Source organism: Seohaeicola nanhaiensis (genome assembly GCF_042654245.1).
GTDB classification, from domain to species: Bacteria; Pseudomonadota; Alphaproteobacteria; order Rhodobacterales; family Rhodobacteraceae; genus Seohaeicola_A; species Seohaeicola_A nanhaiensis.
The window spans coordinates 375,119-390,850 of record NZ_JBHSGI010000034.1; the positions used below are offsets into that span (position 1 = coordinate 375,119).

At 65.9% G+C, this 15,732-nt stretch carries 15 protein-coding genes; 1 reads left to right on the forward strand and 14 read right to left on the reverse strand.

All coding sequences use genetic code 11. The features are described 5' to 3' along the window. Positions 1 to 9: 9 nt before the first annotated feature. The 4 genes from ACFO5X_RS25845 to ACFO5X_RS25860 are packed head-to-tail and all read right to left on the reverse strand — an operon-like array spanning position 10 to position 4,563. Positions 10 to 1,386: an HlyD family type I secretion periplasmic adaptor subunit gene (locus tag ACFO5X_RS25845; protein WP_380723122.1), complete on the reverse strand. Its 1,377-nt coding sequence runs from the start codon at positions 1,384 to 1,386 to the stop codon at positions 10 to 12. Beyond that, the gene (locus ACFO5X_RS25850; protein ID WP_380723123.1) at positions 1,383 to 3,146 is read right to left on the reverse strand and encodes a type I secretion system permease/ATPase; all 1,764 of its coding nucleotides are present in this window, start codon (positions 3,144 to 3,146) and stop codon (positions 1,383 to 1,385) included. Before ACFO5X_RS25850 ends, ACFO5X_RS25845 begins: the two co-directional genes overlap by 4 nt. A 53-nt stretch (positions 3,147 to 3,199) precedes the next feature. Then, entirely contained in the window at positions 3,200 to 3,718 is a 519-nt protein-coding gene (locus ACFO5X_RS25855; RefSeq protein WP_380723125.1) for a hypothetical protein, read from the reverse strand. Beyond that, positions 3,715 to 4,563 (reverse strand): helix-turn-helix transcriptional regulator, encoded by an 849-nt coding sequence (locus tag ACFO5X_RS25860; protein ID WP_380723127.1) that lies wholly within the window; start codon positions 4,561 to 4,563, stop codon positions 3,715 to 3,717. Before ACFO5X_RS25860 ends, ACFO5X_RS25855 begins: the two co-directional genes overlap by 4 nt. 948 nt (positions 4,564 to 5,511) lie before the next feature. Here ACFO5X_RS25860 and ACFO5X_RS25865 point away from each other — a divergent pair. Continuing rightward, positions 5,512 to 6,162 (forward strand): helix-turn-helix transcriptional regulator, encoded by a 651-nt coding sequence (locus tag ACFO5X_RS25865; RefSeq protein WP_380723129.1) that lies wholly within the window; start codon positions 5,512 to 5,514, stop codon positions 6,160 to 6,162. 1 nt (position 6,163) lies between these two features. Here the strand turns inward: ACFO5X_RS25865 and ACFO5X_RS25870 are convergent, their stop codons facing one another. The 10 genes from ACFO5X_RS25870 to ACFO5X_RS25915 form a co-directional block, all read right to left on the reverse strand. Further along, a complete protein-coding gene (locus ACFO5X_RS25870; protein WP_380723131.1) occupies positions 6,164 to 6,256 on the reverse strand; it encodes a DUF2474 domain-containing protein in 93 nt (30 codons plus the stop codon). Further along, positions 6,256 to 7,260 carry a cytochrome d ubiquinol oxidase subunit II gene (gene cydB / locus ACFO5X_RS25875; RefSeq protein WP_380723133.1) on the reverse strand — a complete coding sequence of 335 codons (1,005 nt, stop codon included), beginning with the start codon at positions 7,258 to 7,260 and terminating at the stop codon, positions 6,256 to 6,258. The genes ACFO5X_RS25870 and cydB overlap by 1 nt, the downstream gene beginning before the upstream one ends. 3 nt (positions 7,261 to 7,263) lie before the next feature. After that, the gene (locus ACFO5X_RS25880; protein ID WP_380723136.1) at positions 7,264 to 8,670 is read right to left on the reverse strand and encodes a cytochrome ubiquinol oxidase subunit I; all 1,407 of its coding nucleotides are present in this window, start codon (positions 8,668 to 8,670) and stop codon (positions 7,264 to 7,266) included. Between the two features lie 138 nt (positions 8,671 to 8,808). Beyond that, on the reverse strand, positions 8,809 to 10,200 hold the full coding sequence (locus ACFO5X_RS25885; RefSeq protein ID WP_380723138.1) for a TRAP transporter large permease: 1,392 nt from the start codon (positions 10,198 to 10,200) through the stop codon (positions 8,809 to 8,811). Then, on the reverse strand, positions 10,200 to 10,778 hold the full coding sequence (locus ACFO5X_RS25890) for a TRAP transporter small permease subunit (RefSeq protein ID WP_380723140.1): 579 nt from the start codon (positions 10,776 to 10,778) through the stop codon (positions 10,200 to 10,202). The genes ACFO5X_RS25885 and ACFO5X_RS25890 overlap by 1 nt, the downstream gene beginning before the upstream one ends. Positions 10,779 to 10,928: 150 nt before the next feature. Beyond that, positions 10,929 to 12,023, reverse strand: coding sequence for a TRAP transporter substrate-binding protein (locus tag ACFO5X_RS25895; protein WP_380723142.1), 1,095 nt, complete (start codon positions 12,021 to 12,023; stop codon positions 10,929 to 10,931). 153 nt (positions 12,024 to 12,176) lie between these two features. Next, positions 12,177 to 13,235, reverse strand: coding sequence for a dipeptidase (locus tag ACFO5X_RS25900; protein WP_380723144.1), 1,059 nt, complete (start codon positions 13,233 to 13,235; stop codon positions 12,177 to 12,179). Next, positions 13,232 to 14,002: an ABC transporter ATP-binding protein gene (locus tag ACFO5X_RS25905; protein ID WP_380723146.1), complete on the reverse strand. Its 771-nt coding sequence runs from the start codon at positions 14,000 to 14,002 to the stop codon at positions 13,232 to 13,234. The genes ACFO5X_RS25900 and ACFO5X_RS25905 overlap by 4 nt, the downstream gene beginning before the upstream one ends. Continuing rightward, the gene (locus tag ACFO5X_RS25910; protein WP_380723148.1) at positions 13,999 to 14,832 is read right to left on the reverse strand and encodes an ABC transporter ATP-binding protein; all 834 of its coding nucleotides are present in this window, start codon (positions 14,830 to 14,832) and stop codon (positions 13,999 to 14,001) included. Before ACFO5X_RS25910 ends, ACFO5X_RS25905 begins: the two co-directional genes overlap by 4 nt. Next, positions 14,829 to 15,731 carry an ABC transporter permease gene (locus ACFO5X_RS25915; protein WP_380723254.1) on the reverse strand — a complete coding sequence of 301 codons (903 nt, stop codon included), beginning with the start codon at positions 15,729 to 15,731 and terminating at the stop codon, positions 14,829 to 14,831. The genes ACFO5X_RS25910 and ACFO5X_RS25915 overlap by 4 nt, the downstream gene beginning before the upstream one ends. Position 15,732: the final 1 nt, after the last annotated feature.

Sequence of the window (15,732 nt, forward strand, 5' to 3'; positions counted from 1 at the left end):
TGGTATGGTTCAGTTGCTTTCGCGCATTGCGGTTTCGATACCGCTCAGGATCGGCCCCAGCAGGTAATTGGCGACCGTCTGCTCGCCCGTCGCAATCATCACCTGCGCCGGCATCCCCGGCGCGATCTCGACGCCCGGAAGATCGTCCAGTGCGGTCTCCGGAAGGCGCACGTTCACCTTGAAGAAGGCCGCGCCCGTCCGCGTATCGGTGAAACTGTCCGCCGAGACATAGCTCACCACCCCCTCGACCGGCGGCGTGGTGCGGTAGTTGTAGGCCGTCAGGCGCACATGCGCCTTGTACCCCTCGTGCACCTGGTCGAAATCCTCGGGCCGGATCTGCCCCTCGACCACATAGCTCGCCCCGTCCGGCACGATCCGCAGGATGTCCTGCCCGTTGCCGATCACCTCGCCCGGCGCCGTAAAGCCCAGGTCGATGACGCGCCCGCCCACCGGGGCGCGCACCAGCAGCCGCTGTTTCACGTCCTCGTTCGCCACGATCCGCTGGCGGATGTCGAACAGCTGCGCCTTCACCTGCTGGCGTTGCTCGGACAGCGCCCGTGCCCGGTCGCGCTTGACCTGCAGCATCCGCTCGCGGGTTTCCGACATGCGCTGCTGCAGCCCGTCGATCTGCGACGAGACATAGTCGATATCCCCGATCAGCGAGACCTCGGCATCGCGCCGCGCCAGCAGCCGCGACTTGGTCACCAGCCCGCTGGAAAACAGCCCCTCCAGATCCACCAGCTCGTCCTGAACCAGCGCCAGCCGCTTGTTCAGCGCCCCCAGCCGGGAAGTCATGCCCGAAAACTGGTTCTCCTGCTCGGCATATCGGTCGCTCAGGATCGAAAACTGGCCGCGCCACATCTGGTTGTTGGACTCAAACAGCTCGTGCTGCGTCTGCACGGCCTCGGCAAAGGAGGGATCGCTCGCCACCAACGCCTGCAACTCACCGCTCAGCGCCATGTCGGGCGCATCAGTGAACTCGGCCGCCAGACGCTGATCCTGCGCCAGCGCGTTCACCAGCTGGTTCATCAGGATGCGGTCCTGCGCGGTCGGCAGCGTATCGGCCAGCTCGACCAGCACCTGCCCGGCCACCACCCCCTGGCCCTCGCGCACATGCACCTTGCGCACAAGCCCGCCCTCCAGGTGCTGTATCACCGGCAGGCTGCCCTCGACCTTGAAGGTCCCCGGCGCGACCACCGCGCTCGCGATCGGGGTCCAGGCGGCCCAGAGCACCAGCCCGCCCCAGAAGGCGCCGGTCGCCACCAGCAGCGCCAGCACCAGCGGCCAGATGTTGGTCGGCGGCCGCGGCGGGGCCGCATCGGCCTGCGGCATCAAATCCGGCAGCGACAGCGCGCCGCCCCGATGCAGGTTCACAGCCGTGCTCATGATACACCTCCCTGCCCGCTCGCGCGGTTCTTGCCTCCGGCAATCGGCTTGCCCGGATCCAGCGGCGGCAGCTTGCGCCCCATGGTGTCGGTCGTGACCCGCCCCGCCATCGGCAGCACGTTGTCCGCGCCGAACACCGCCTTCGCCTTGCCAAACCGCACCATGCGCCCCTGCTCCAGCACCGCGATGTGATTGACGGCCTTCAGCACGCTCATCCGGTGCGACACCACCACCACGACGGCCCCCTCGGCCGTCGCCTGGGTGATTGCCTCGGCCAGCGCCTCCTCGCCCTCCGGGTCCAGGTTGGCGTTCGGCTCGTCCAGCACGATCAGGCAGGGCGCGCCATAGAAGGCCCGCGCCAGCCCGATCCGCTGCCGCTGACCCGCCGAGAGGAAATCGCCGTTGCGACCGACCTGGGCGTTATACCCGCCCGGCAGCGACAGGATCAGCTCGTGCACCTGCGCCCGCTTGGCCGCCCGCACGATCTCCGAGGGTTTCGCCTCGGCGTCCATCAGCGCGATGTTCTCGGCGATGGTCCCCTCGAACAACTCCACCCGCTGCGGCAGGAAGCCGATGTGGCGCCCGATCTGCTCGGCCGGCCAGTCCTCCAGCGCCGCGTCGTCGATCCGCACATGGCCCCGCGTCAGCGGCTGCAACCCCACCAGCGCGCGCACGAAAGTCGTCTTGCCCGCCCCCGACGGCCCGAACAGCCCCAGCGAATCCCCAGGCCGCAGCTCCAGGCTGATCCCCATCACCAGCGGATCCTGCCGTCCCGGCGACACCACCGTCGCATCCTGCACCGACAGCCGCCCCGTGGGCTCGGGCAGGCTCATCCGGCTCTCCTGCGCCCGCGTCTCGGCCAGCACCGCGTTCAGCCGCTGCACCGCGACCCGCACCGCCAGCATCCCGCGCCAGCCGGCAATCGACTGCTCCACCGGCGCCGCCGCCCGCCCCAGCAGGATCGAGGCGGCGATCATCATGCCCGGCGCCAGCGCACCCTCCAGCACCAGCCAGACGCCCGTCGCCATCACCGCGATCTGCAGCGCCATCCGCACCATCCTGGCCAGCGACGACATCCGCGACATCCGGTCATGCGCCCGCGTGCCCGTCGCAATCGCGGCGAAGGCCTGCCGCTGCCAGCGCGCCACCAGCGTCGAGGTGCGCCCCATGGCCCGCACGATCTCGGCATTGCGCAGCACCTCATCCGCCGTCGCGTTCGACTTGCGCACCGACTCCGACGCCGCCCTGGCCGGCACCCGCCCGGCAATCTCGCTCATCACGCCCAGCAGCAGCAGGATCGCCAGACCCACCGTCGCCACCAGCCCCAGCAGCGGATGGAACAGATAGATCACCCCCAGGAACAGCACCGACCAGGGCGCATCCAGCAGCGCAGTAAAGGACGGCGACATCACAAAGGCGCGCACCTCGTGCAGGTCGCGCACCGCCTGCGTGTCGGCGCCGCCCGCCCCCTGCACGACCGATCCCAGAACGATCGGCCCGATATCGGCCTCGATCCGATTGCCCAGCCGCGTCAGCAGCTGCGCCCGCAGCGCATCGAAGATCATGTAGAACACCAGCGCGATGCCTGCCGCGACCGTCAGCGCGGCCAGGGTGGCCAGGCTGTGCGACGACATCACCCGCGTGAACAGCTGCAGCATGTAGATCGGTGCGGTCAGCACCAGAAGATTCAGGCACAGGCTGGCGAAGAAGATCGCGCCGACAAGCCCGCGCTGGCCGTGAAAGACCCGACGTGGAGACATGGTTGTCCTCCTGATTCAGCCAGTCGGCCCGAAGGCCCCGGCCTTTGGGGCCCTTACCGGCCCGTGAAAGACGCGAGATAGGGCGAGACCCTCGCCTGCACCCCGGCGGCCTGACGCTCGATGGCCGCGTGCCAGACCGTGCCGATGGCCACGCCACCGATCAGGCCCAGACCCAGCCACAGCCCGCGCCACCGTCCCGGCCGCCTGCCCGCGCTCTCGCGCACCGCCGCGCTCACCGCCTTGCCAAGATAGGGCGCAAGCTCGATTCGCAGCGCGCCTTCCAGCCCGTCCAGCGAGGCGGCCAGCGCCTCCAGCCGGGTGTCGATCTGCTTCAGCCCGCCCGTCACCGCCACGGGCGGCTCACGGATCTGCTCCGCCAACTCCTGCGGCAGCTTGGCGAATTTCTCGCCGATCCGGCGATGGAGCTCGACAAGATCGCCCTGCCGGGCAAAGCCCGACAGCCCCTGCGGCTGCGCCGCAGGATCCGGCCGCGCCGCCTCAGTCGCCGGCCTCTCTGCCTCGGACACCGAAAGCTTGATCCGCGGCTGCGTTGTTTGAGTTTGCGTGTTCATAGCGGACGCTCCATTGCGGTTTGCCAGGTCAGCATCTGCGCCATCTCGGAACGGCAACTGACGTTCATTTTGGACAGCACGCGCTTGGCATAGGTGTTGAAAGTCTCGACCTTCAGGCCGGCCACCTCGGCCGCGCTGCGGTTCGACAGGCCCGACCGGATCAGCGCCGCGACCCGCGCCTCGACCGGGGTCAGCCCCAGTTCCACCGCGATCTTCTCGATCCACTTCTGCTCGGGCGGCAGCGGCAGCATCGCCAGGAACAGGGTTCGCTCGCCCGCCGAGTCGGGATAGACCGAAAGCGACATCGGCACGTGGGATTTGCGCTGGGCACCGCGAAGGATCAGGATGAATTCCGGCCGCGCGCCCTCGTCCGCCGCGCATTCGCTGACCGCGGCCCTCAGCGCGCGGGTCTCCTGCGGATTGGAACAGACCAGAGCGCCGTTCCGCACCGCCAACAACTGCCCCTCGCGCAGCAGCTGCCCCCCGGCGTCATTGCACTTCAGCAGGCCCAGCCGCGCATCCATCACCAGGATCGCTGCATTCACCTTCTGGTCGATCATCCACAGCATTGCGTCGTCGGACATGTCCTTGGTCCGCACGGCCGAGTGCTGCAGACAGAACCGGCGCAATCCCGGCCAGGCCGACTGCAGGAAGGCCGGAAAGACCGCGCAGTCGCCTTCGGCGCAGATGTGGACCCGGTCCTCGATCCCCGAAGGAAACCGGCAGCGGAAGGAAAACCAGACGCCGGCATCGGCCCCTGCCGAACCCACCCCGGCCAGTTCCGCGATCCTGCGTGCCGGAATGTCGTTGCGCACCGCGATCATGAGATCGCGGATATCGGGCATCTCGCCACCGGCCGCACCGGGCCGCCTGGCATGTCCAGCCGTCGCAGAAACGACGTCAAGCTCGATCCCGACGTGATGTATTTTCGATTTCAGAACCGGTTCAAAAATATCCCGGATCGTATTGCATAAAATGTCGTCCGCAAGTGCTGCGGTCGGTTGTGTCAAACGCATGGCATCCCCCCAGTTCACCACGTGACGTTTATAAATGTACTAGATTTCCAGTTAATTTGCGCTCCAGTAATGACAGTATCCAGACAATTGTAAGTTGGCGGCCGGAATTGACAAAGCGATTGAACGGGTTAATTCGAACGTTTCCCAGACAATTCAAGGAAATCTGACTCAAATTTTTGGAATCCCTCCTCCGGCAATACGATTGGCATACTCCTTTTGGCCAGGGACCCCAGACAACGGGCTACGTCTTTCGGGTCCGACATCGCGGCTGGGCGGCATCACCGGCAGGCCGGCTTCCTGCGGACCCGCCATCGCGATCTTGCGGATAGAGTGGGATATCAGAGATATACCGAGATAATCCAGGTACTTACAGCAACTACCTCACACGGGCGGACTTTTTGCCGGGGCGCATAGGCAAAAAGTTGGCCAGAGAAATCACCCGTTCCAAGCTCAACCTAGGGCCACCCAGGTTGTGCAGAGGTTTCAACACGATAGCAAAATCCGAAAGGTGTTAGAATCTACTCTGCTCAATCCATGGTTGCATTGACAGGCACATTTCACCGCGGATGATTTACGAATCACCCATTTTGAAGTAGATTGATTTTCCGGGAGGGGGTCTGCCGCAATTTTGGCGGCAGGCGCCTAATATTGTACAATTTATTATACATTTTTTGGGGGATTTACCAAATGCCCTTAATTGTCGCATCTGAAAGTAATCTATTTGGGGAACTCCTCAGCCAATCGTGCCGCGCAAACGGAATCTCCGTCGACGGAGTGGTGCGAAACCTGTCGCAGGTCGATTGCACGCAATCCGATCTGATCGTCCTTCTGCATGTCGAACGCGACGCTACCGTAGAAAGCCTGCATCTGGACAGTCTGAATGCACCCGCCTGCGCCGCGCGCGTGATTGCCATCGTCAACGCCAATGTCGCGCCCGAGGTCGTGTCGGTGCTCTCCGCCCGGGTCGAGGCGGTGTTGAACGAAGACACCTCAAGCCGGGTGCTGGTCAGCGTCCTGACCGTGGTATGCGAGGGCTTCCAGCTGTCCGGTGCCGTTCCGCCGGCGAGCCCGGCGGCTCTGGTCTCCATGATCGAACCGGAACCGCAAGCGGTGGACATCCATCGGGGAAATTCCGGCTACGCCGGAAACCATCCGGCCGCGGAAAAACCGAACGCGCGCGCGTCTCCGGAAATGACCCTCTCGGCGCGCGAGCTGGAAATCGTCCGATTGCTGCTGCAGGGCGCCTCGAACAAGGAAATCGCCAAGAACCTCGACATTGTCGAGAACACGGTAAAGGTGCACCTGCGGTCCTGCTATGGCAAGATCGGCGTGCGCAACCGAACGCAGGCGGCACTCTGGGGCTCGCGCCATCTGGCCCGCACCACCTCCACCCGCAAGAACGGCCTCTTCAACTGTCCGCCCGGCTAGGTCACATCAGGACGGATCGGATCAGGAAGGCGATACTGCCCAGCACGGCCAGCCCGGCAAGGTAGAGACCCGCGAACCACAGCCAGCGGCGCATCAGTGATAGCCTTCCCCGGGCCGGACCTTGCCGCGAAACACCCAATAGGAATAGGCGGTATAGGTCAGGATCATCGGGATCAACACCACCGCCCCGATCAGCAGGAACCTCAGCGAGACATCCGGCGCGGCGGCCTCGGCGATGCTCAGCGACGGCGGCACCAGGTTAGGATAGAAACTGACGCCCAGCCCCGAATAGGACAGGACGAAGATCCCGACCGTGGCCAGAAACGGGCGCAGGTCGTCTTCGTTGCGCAGCCCCAGCCACAGCTGCCAGACCGCCACCGCCAGCAGGAAGGGCACCACCGCGCTCCAGATCCCCGTGGGCCAGCCGAACCAGCGTTCCATATACTGCGGATGCAGGAACACCGTGGCGAGGCTTACGGCCCCGATCAGCAGCACCAGCGCCGCGCCCAGCGGCCGAGACCACTGCCGCGCCCGTTCCTGAATGCCGCCCTCGGTTTTCAGGATCAGCCACGTCGCTCCCAGCAGGGCATAGCCCGCGACCAGCGCCACCGCCGTCAGCACCGAAAAGGGCGTCAGCCAGTCCCAGTTGCCCCCGCCATAGGCGCGGCCTTCGACCGTGATGCCATGCACCAGCGCACCCAGAGCCATGCCCTGCGCGATGGTCGCGATCAGCGAGCCGCCCCAGAAGCCGAACTCCCAGAACCCCTGTCTCCGACGCGTCCGGAAGGTGAACTCGAAGGCCACGCCGCGAAAGATCAGCCCCAGCAGCATGGCAATGATCAGCGGATAAAGCGCGGGCATGACAATGGCATAGGCCAGCGGAAACACTGCGAACAGCCCGCCGCCGCCCATCACCAGCCAAGTCTCGTTGCCGTCCCAGACCGGAGCGACCGTGTTCATCGCCAGGTGCCGTTCCTCGCGGTTCTTGAGGAACGGAAACAGAAGGCCGATCCCGAGGTCAAAGCCGTCCAGCAGAACATAGGCCAGTACCGCAAAGGCGATCAGCCCGGCCCAGATGAAGGGAAGATCGAATTCCATGTCCTATTCCCCCGGATGACTTTGCGTCGCCGCCCGCCCCGGCGTCGTGCCGGCCGACCGCGTCAGTCCGATGTCGTCGATGTCCACCTCCCTCGGCCGCATCGCCATCAGGCGCAACACGTAGATCGTGCCGCTGCCGAAGACGAAGAAATAGACGAGGATGAATGCGACCAGCGAGGCGGCCACCGCCTCCGCCTGCAACGGCGCCATGCTCTGGTCCGTGCGCAGCAGGCCATAGACGGTATAGGGCTGCCGCCCCACCTCGGTCGTGATCCAGCCGCAGAGCACCGCCAGGAACCCCGAGGGCCCCATCAGCACCGCCGCCCGGTGCAGCCAGCGCGCCTCCAGCAGCTTGCCCCGCAGCCGTGCCCAGGCCGACCACAATCCCACCCCCAGCATCGCAAAACCAAGCGCGACCATGATCCGGAAGGTCCAGAAGATCAGCGTCGCCGGCGGCCGCTCGTCCTCGGGAAAGGCGTCCAGCCCCTGCAGCGGTTTGTCCAGCGCGTGGGTCAGGATCAGCGAACCAAGCAGCGGGATTTCGACCTTGTAGCGCGTCTCCTGCGCCGCATCGTCGGGCAGGCCGAACAGGATCAGCGGCGCCCGTCCCTCGGGGAAGCTCTCGTAATGCCCCTCCATCGCGGCGATCTTGGCGGGCTGGTGCTCCAGCGTGTTCAGCCCGTGCATGTCCCCTGCGACGATCTGGATCGGCGTCACGATCAGCGCCATCCACATCGCCATCGAGAACATGATCGCCGCGCCCCGGCTGTCGGGATGGCGCAGCAGATGCCAGGCCCCGACCCCGCCGACGACAAAGGCGGTGGTCAGATAGGCCGCCAGCACCATATGGACCAGCCGGTAGGGGAAGGACGGGTTGAAGATGATCGCCCACCAGTCCTCGGGCACGAACTGCCCGCCCTCGTCGTAGGAAAAGCCCTGCGGCGTGTGCATCCAGCTGTTGGCGCTCAGGATCCAGAAGGCCGAGAACAGGGTGCCGACCGCAACAATGGCCGTCGCCGCCATATGCAGCCGCTCGCCCACCCGCTCGCGCCCGAACAGCATGATCCCCAGGAACCCCGCCTCCAGGAAAAACGCCGACAGCACCTCGTAGCCCATCAGCGGCCCCATCACCGGCCCGGCCTTGTCGGAAAAGACCGACCAGTTGGTGCCGAACTGATAGGACATCACGATGCCCGACACGACGCCCATGCCGAAGGTCACGGCAAAGATCGTCTTCCAGTAGTCGAACAGCCGCAGATAGGCCCTGTCGCGCGTCCACAGCCAGCAGGCGTTCAGCACTGCCAGATAGCTGGCAAGACCGATGGTAAAGGCCGGAAAGATGATATGCGCCGACACCGTGAAGGCGAACTGAAACCGGGCCAGCTCAAGGGCGGTGAAAAAGTCGGTCATCCGGAGCCTCGCGACGGGAACGTCCCTGCGCAAGACTTAAAGCCGTGGGAAGCAGGCTCAAGCGGATTGGCCGTGACAAACCCGCGCATGGCCCGCGCGGATCGGGCGGCACAACGGCTGCGCCGCCCGATAGGCGCACTATCCCGCGATCAGCTTCGGCAGCCAGGTCACGATCCCGGGGAAGGCGAACAGCAGCGCGATGGCGACGATCTGCAGGCCCACGAAGGGGACGATCCCGCGATAGATCGCCGAAGTCGGCAGATCGGCCGGCGCCACGCCGCGCAGATAGAACAGCGCGAACCCGAAGGGCGGCGTCAGGAAGGACGTCTGCAGGTTCACCCCCACGATCACGCCCAGCCACACCGGATCGACATCCAGCGCCAGCAGCACCGGCGCCGTCACCGGGATCACGATGAAGATGATCTCGAAGGTGTCCAGGATGAACCCGAGGAAGAACATGATCAGCATGACCACGGCCACCGCCGCCAGCCGTCCGCCCGGCAGGTTGCCCAGGAACTCGTGCACCAGGTTGTCGCCGCCCATCATGCGGAACACGACCGAGAAGACCGAGGCCCCCAGCAGGATCACGAAAACCATGCTGGTGATCGTCGCGGTCGAGATCACGGTCGATTTCAGCACGCCGAACGACAGCCGCATCCGCAGCGCCGCCAGGATCATCGCGCCCACCGCACCGACCGAGGCCGCCTCGGTCGGGGTGGCAATCCCGCCCAGTATCGACCCCAGCACGGCCAGGATCAGCAGCAGCGGCGGCACCAGCGCCACCAGCACCTCGCGCCCCAGCGAGCCGCGCTCCGAGGCCGGCACCGGCGTCGCCGGGCAGGACTCGGGATCCGTCACCGCCTTGAAGATCACCCAGGCCAGATACAGCGCGACCAGCAGGAACCCCGGCAGCAGCGCCCCGGCGAACAGGTCGCCCACCGACACCGGCACCGGCGCGAAATTGCCCTTGGCCATCTGCACCTGGCTGTTGATCCCCGACAGCATGTCGCCCATGAAGATCAGCACGGTCGAGGGCGGCACGATCTGGCCCAGCGTGCCGCTTGCGCAGATCACGCCCGTGGCCAGCCGCGGGTCATACCCGGCGCGCAGCATCGCGGGCAGCGAGATCAGGCCCATCGTCACCACCGTCGCGCCCACCACGCCGGTCGAGGCGGCCAGCATCGCGCCCACCACGATGACCGAGATGCCCAGCCCGCCGCGCAGGTTGCCGAACAGCCGGCCCATGGTCATCAGCAGCTGTTCCGCGATCTGGCTGCGCTCCAGCATCACCCCCATGAAGATGAACAACGGCACCGCCACGAGCACCTCGTTGGTCATGAAGCCGATATAGCGGTTGGGCAGCGAACCGAAGTTGCTCGGGTCGAAGACGCCCAGCGACATGCCCGCCAGCCCGAACAGCAGCGAGACACCCCCCAGCGTGAAGGCCACAGGAAAGCCGATCAGCAGGAAACCGATCACGCCAAAGAACATGAACGCGGCGAGCAGCTCGCCAATCATCACGGGATCCATCAGGCCGCCTCCTCATGGGTGCCAACCGGGGCCTGATCGGTGGAATATTGCATCAGCGCCGGCACCAGGTCGGGCCGCCCGGCCAGCACCAGGATCGACCGGATCGCCATTGCGACACCTTGCAGCGCGATCAGCACCGCAAAGGCGATGATGAACGCCTTGAGGATATACAGCCCCGGCATCCCGCCCACATTGGCCGAGGCCTCGCCATAGCCCCAGGCGCGCACGACGAAGGGAATGGAATAGGTGTAGACCACCCAGCAGAAGGGCAGCAGGAACAGCAGAACGCCGAGCAGGTCGGCGATCGCGCGGCTGCGCATCCTGGCCGGGCGATAAAAGATGTCGACCCGCACGTGATCGTCCCGCAGCAGCGCGAAACCGGCGACGGCGGTGAACATCGCACCGTTCATCCAGACGTAAAGGTCCTGCATCCAGACATGGCTGGTCGCAAACAGATAGCGCTGCACCACGACGGTGAAGCAAACCAGAACGATGCCGACCGCCAGCCACGAAAACACCTTGCCGATCACAAGGTTAAGGCCGCAGATCAGGGCGGCCACCCACGCAAGGATGCGCATCGTACTTTTCTCTCCTCCCGTCGGGGGTGCGGCCCTGTTCCGGTCGTTTGATCGCCGGAAGAATTGCGTCAGGCGCGCCTCTTTTACGAACTCTTGAACGCCGAATGGCCCGGACTGTCAATCCGGGCCACCCTGCGATGACGTCTTGAGTCAGATGGTGAAATACTTCTCGCGGGCCTGAACGAAGGCGCCATCGGTGTCACGCGACCGCGTACGCACGATGTTCAGCGCCTCGATGAAGCTCTCGGTGGTCTTCTTGACCAGCGGATCGCTCGAATCGCGCAGGCCGCCGATGATCTCCTGGGCGGCTTCCGCGCCGGCCTTGAGGATTTCCTCGGGGAACTGCAGCACGTTGACGCCGTGATCGTTGATCAGCGTCTTCAGCGCGCGCGGGTCGTTGGCATAGAAGTCCGAAGCGACCTGATCGTATTCCGCCTGGCTGATGTCCTTGATCAGCGCCTGCAGGTCCGACGGCAGCTCCTGGTATTTCTTCTTGTCGACCACCAGTTCGGTGGCGAGACCCGGCTCCACGAAGGAGGGGAAGTAATAGTTCTTCGCCACCTGATAGAAGCCAAGCGCGAGGTCGTTGTACGGCCCCACGAATTCCGCCGCGTCCAGCGTGCCCGACTGAAGCGCCTGGAAGATCTCGCCGGCCGCCATGTTGGTCACGGTCGCGCCCAGCTTCTCCCACACGCGGCCACCCAGGCCGGGGGTGCGGAAGCGCAGTCCCTTGACCGAGTCGACCCCGGTCAGCTCGTTGCGGAACCAGCCGCCGGCCTGCGTGCCGGTGTCGCCCGACAGGAAGCCCTGAACGCCGAACTGGTCATAGATCTCGTCCCAGATTTCCTGACCGCCCATGTAGCGGACCCAGGCGGTCAGCTCGCGCGAGGTCATGCCATAGGGCACCCCGGTGAAGAACGACAGCGCCTGCGACTTGTTCTGCCAGTAATAGGCTGCGCCATGGCTCATCTCGGCAGTGCCGTCGATCACGGCGTCCAGCGACTGCAGCGGCGGAACCATCTCGCCGGCCGAGAAGACCTGAACGGTCAGACGGCCGCCCGAGGCGGCGGTGATGCGGTCGGCCAGGCGCTGCGCGCCGACGCCCAGACCCGGGAAGTTCTTCGGCCAGGTGGTCACCATCCGCCAGGTGATGTTGCCCTGGGCGATGGCGGGCGCAGCCAGCGTGCTTGCAGCCGCGGCCGCACCAAGCGTGCCCGCGGTGCGGATAAAGGAACGACGATCCATGTTAAACCTCCCTGGTATTTCGTCTTCACAACGCTCCGCCACGGCGGAAACCGTTGTCAGCGACGGACCTAAGCCATTGAACCGAGGAATGTCCAGATCTCACGTGGCGTACGGGAAAGCCGCCGCTTCACCTGTTTGTGAAGCCGATGCGCCCTAACCGCCCCAGGTGCGTTCCAGCACGCGCAGCCAGTTGCCGTGACACAGCTTCTCGATCAGCGCCGTGCCATACTGGTGCTCGGCCATCGCCTGCTGGAAGGCCGGCAGCCCGGTCACATCGCCCAGCGGCGCCGGCACCTGCGCCCCGTCGAAATCCGACCCCAGGCCAACGCCGTCCTCGCCGACCTTCTCGATGAGATGGTCCAGATGGCGCAGCATCGGCTCCCAAGTCATGTCCTCCGACCGCTTGCCGTCCTCGCGCAGGAAACAGGTGGCGTAATTCAACCCCACCATCCCGCCGCTCTCGCGGATCACCGCAAGTTGCCGGTCGGTCAGGTTGCGGGTCGAGGCCGAGATCGCATGGGCGTTGGAATGGGTCGCGACCAGCGGCGCATCGCTGATCCGGGCCACGTCGTCAAAGCCCTTCTCGTTCAGATGGGACAGATCCACCATGATCTTCAACGCGTTGCAGGCGCGCACGAAGTCCTTGCCAGCATCGGTCAGCCCCTCGCCGGTATCCGGCACCCCCGGAAAGCGGAACGGCACGCCATGGCCGAACAGCGTCGGCCGGCTCCACACCGGCCCGACCGAGCGCAATCCCATGGCATGGAAGGCATAAAGCGCGTCCAGATCCGCCCCGATCGCCTCGGCCCCCTCGATATGCATGATCGCCGCGATCACGCCCTTGGCCATGCAGTCGCGGATCTCGGCCACACTGCGCACGATCCTGAACCGCCCGCCCGACACCCGCTCCATCCGCATCAGGATGCCCGCCATCGCCAGCGCCACCGGCTGGGCGTCGGCCACCTCGATCATCTCGGGCAGCGGAAAGTCGTAGGGCGGCGAATCCATCGCCTTGTCCAGATCGCCCCCGCCCGGCGGCGAGGGGATGTAGATCGCGAAGAACCCGCCGGCAAAGCCGCCCTTGATCATCCGCGGCAGGTCCAGATGCCCTGCGCCGTCGCCCTCCAGCCAGATCCGGTCGCGGTCTTCCGGCCGGGCTCGCCACAGCTTCAGCAACAGGTCGTTGTGACCGTCGAATACCGGAACGCTCATGCAGGGGTCTCCATCGGGGTATATCCTTCGCTCGCCGCCAGCAGCCGGCGGGTATAGTCTTCCTTGGCGCGGCCGGCCTGAAGGTCGGCCCGCGTCATCTCTTCCACCGCCCGGCCGTGCTGCATCACCATCAGGTCCTCGCACATATGCGCGACCACCGCCAGATCATGGCTGACCAGAACATAGGTCAGCCCGCGTTCCGCCCGCAACCGGTCCAGCAGGTTCAGCACCTCGGCCTGAATCGAGGCATCCAGCGCCGAGGTCGGCTCGTCCAGCAACAGCACCGTCGGCTCCAGGATCAGCGCCCGCGCCACCGCGACCCGCTGCCGCTGCCCGCCCGACAGCTGGTGCGGATAGGCAAAGCGGAACCGCGGCCCAAGGCCCACATCGCGCAGCGCCGTCTCGGTCCGCCGGTCGCGGTCGGAAAATCCGTGGATCGCCAGCGGCTCGGACAGCACCCGGTCAATCGTGTGGCGCGGATGCAGCGAGGCGTAGGGATCCTGAAACACCATCTGCACATTGCGATAGAACCCCGCATCGCGCGGCTCGCTGACCTCCTTGCCGTCCAGAAAGACCTGCCCCCCCGTCAGCGGTGCCAGCCCGCAAATCGCGCGCAGCACGGTCGACTTGCCCGACCCGCTCTCGCCCACGATCCCGTAACTCGCGCCCTTGGCCACGGTGAAGGACACGCCCCGCACCGCCTGCACCCGCTGCGTGCCCTGATGAAAGGTCACATGCAGGTCGCGGATATCCAGATGCGCGCTCATTCCGCCCACCTCGCGTCACGCTGCAACACCGGCAGCGGCCGGATCGAGCCGTCGATCTTCGGCAGGCAGTTATACAACCCCCGCGTGTAGGGATGCTGCGCGTTCAGCAGGTCCGAGGCCTGCAACTCCTCCACCACCTTGCCCGCATACATCACCAGCACCCGGTCGCAGAAGGACGACACCAGCCGCAGGTCGTGGCTGATCAGGATCAGCCCCATCCCCCGTTCGCTCACCAGCCGGTCGAGGATGCGCAGCACCTCGATCTGCACCGTCACGTCCAGCGCCGAGGTCGGCTCGTCCGCGATCAGCAGATCCGGCTCGGTGATCAGCATCATCGCGATCATTGCCCGCTGGCCCATGCCACCCGACAGCTCGTGCGGATAGGCGCCGAAGACCCGCTTGGGGTCGCGGATCTGCACCGCCTCCAGCATCGCCATCGCCCGGTCCTTCGCCTCGGACTTCTGGCCGCCGGCGTGCAGGTGCCAGCATTCGACCAGCTGCTTGCCGATGGTCATCACCGGGTTCAGCGAATACTTCGGATCCTGCATCACCATTGAGATCCGCGCGCCGCGCAGCTTCCGCCACATCGCGCGGTCGGCCTGGCGCAGGTCGATCCCGTCGAACTCCAGCCGTTTCGCCACCGCCTTGCCCGGCGGCGGCGTCAGCCCCAGGATGGCCCGGCCCGTCTGCGACTTGCCCGACCCGCTCTCGCCCACGATCCCCAGCCGCTCGCGCCCCAGCGCGAAGGTGACGCCGCGCACCACCTCCACCGGCCCCTGCCGCGAGGGGAAGCTGACCCGCAGGTCCTCGACAGTCAAAAGATCGCTCATTTGCGCGCCTTCGGGTCAAGCACATCGCGCAGCCCGTCGCCCAGCAGGTTGAACCCCAGCGAGACGGTAAAGATGGCAATGCCGGGAATGGTGGCGACCCACCAGAAGTCGATCAGGAACCGCCGCCCCGAGGCGATCATCGCGCCCCACTCCGGTTGCGGCGGCTGCGCGCCAAGCCCCAGGAACCCCAGACCGGCGGCGGTCAGGATGATCCCCGCCATGTCCAGCGTCACCCGGATGATCACCGACGACAGGCACAGTGGCGTGATATGCCCCCAGAGGATGCGCAGCGACGACGCTCCCTGCAGCCGCGCTGCATTGATGAAATCGCTGTCCCGGATCGTCAGCGTCTCGGCCCGCGCCAGACGCGCATAGGGCGGCCACGAGGTGATGGCGATGGCGATGATCGCATTCTCGATCCCCGGCCCCAGCGCCGCCACGAAGGCCAGCGCCAGGATCAGCCGCGGGAAGGCCAGGAAGATATCCGTCGTGCGCATCAGCACGGTATCGACCCAGCCGCCGAAATACCCCGCCGTGGTGCCGACCAGCAGCCCGATGGGCGTCGCGATCACCGCGACCAGCGCCACCACCATCAGCGTCAGGCGCGAGCCATGGACGATCCGGCTGAAGATATCGCGCGCCTGCTCGTCGGTCCCGAAGGGATGGGCCCAGCTTGGCGGCAACAGACGCTCGGTGCGCAGATCGCCACCCACAAGCGGATCGTAGGGCGCGATCACATCGGCAAACAGCGCCACAAGGATCAGCACCACCACGATGGCCAGCCCCACCATCGCCAGCCAGTTGCCCCGCAGGTTCAACCAGGTGCGATAGACCTGCCCCAGCCGCGCCTGCCGGCGCGACGCCGGCTGCTCCGACAGAAGCCATTCGGCGGAAAACACG

Coding starts and splice junctions, on each gene's coding strand:
- ACFO5X_RS25845 (WP_380723122.1), bottom strand. CDS start 1,386: ATGAGCACGGCTGTGAACCTGCATCGGGGCGGCGCGCTGTCGCTGCCG.
- ACFO5X_RS25850 (WP_380723123.1), bottom strand. CDS start 3,146: ATGTCTCCACGTCGGGTCTTTCACGGCCAGCGCGGGCTTGTCGGCGCG.
- ACFO5X_RS25855 (WP_380723125.1), bottom strand. CDS start 3,718: ATGAACACGCAAACTCAAACAACGCAGCCGCGGATCAAGCTTTCGGTG.
- ACFO5X_RS25860 (WP_380723127.1), bottom strand. CDS start 4,563: ATGCCCGATATCCGCGATCTCATGATCGCGGTGCGCAACGACATTCCG.
- ACFO5X_RS25870 (WP_380723131.1), bottom strand. CDS start 6,256: ATGCGCCGCTGGCTGTGGTTCGCGGGTCTCTACCTTGCCGGGCTGGCC.
- cydB (WP_380723133.1), bottom strand. CDS start 7,260: ATGGAATTCGATCTTCCCTTCATCTGGGCCGGGCTGATCGCCTTTGCG.
- ACFO5X_RS25880 (WP_380723136.1), bottom strand. CDS start 8,670: ATGACCGACTTTTTCACCGCCCTTGAGCTGGCCCGGTTTCAGTTCGCC.
- ACFO5X_RS25885 (WP_380723138.1), bottom strand. CDS start 10,200: ATGGATCCCGTGATGATTGGCGAGCTGCTCGCCGCGTTCATGTTCTTT.
- ACFO5X_RS25890 (WP_380723140.1), bottom strand. CDS start 10,778: ATGCGCATCCTTGCGTGGGTGGCCGCCCTGATCTGCGGCCTTAACCTT.
- ACFO5X_RS25895 (WP_380723142.1), bottom strand. CDS start 12,023: ATGGATCGTCGTTCCTTTATCCGCACCGCGGGCACGCTTGGTGCGGCC.
- ACFO5X_RS25900 (WP_380723144.1), bottom strand. CDS start 13,235: ATGAGCGTTCCGGTATTCGACGGTCACAACGACCTGTTGCTGAAGCTG.
- ACFO5X_RS25905 (WP_380723146.1), bottom strand. CDS start 14,002: ATGAGCGCGCATCTGGATATCCGCGACCTGCATGTGACCTTTCATCAG.
- ACFO5X_RS25910 (WP_380723148.1), bottom strand. CDS start 14,832: ATGAGCGATCTTTTGACTGTCGAGGACCTGCGGGTCAGCTTCCCCTCG.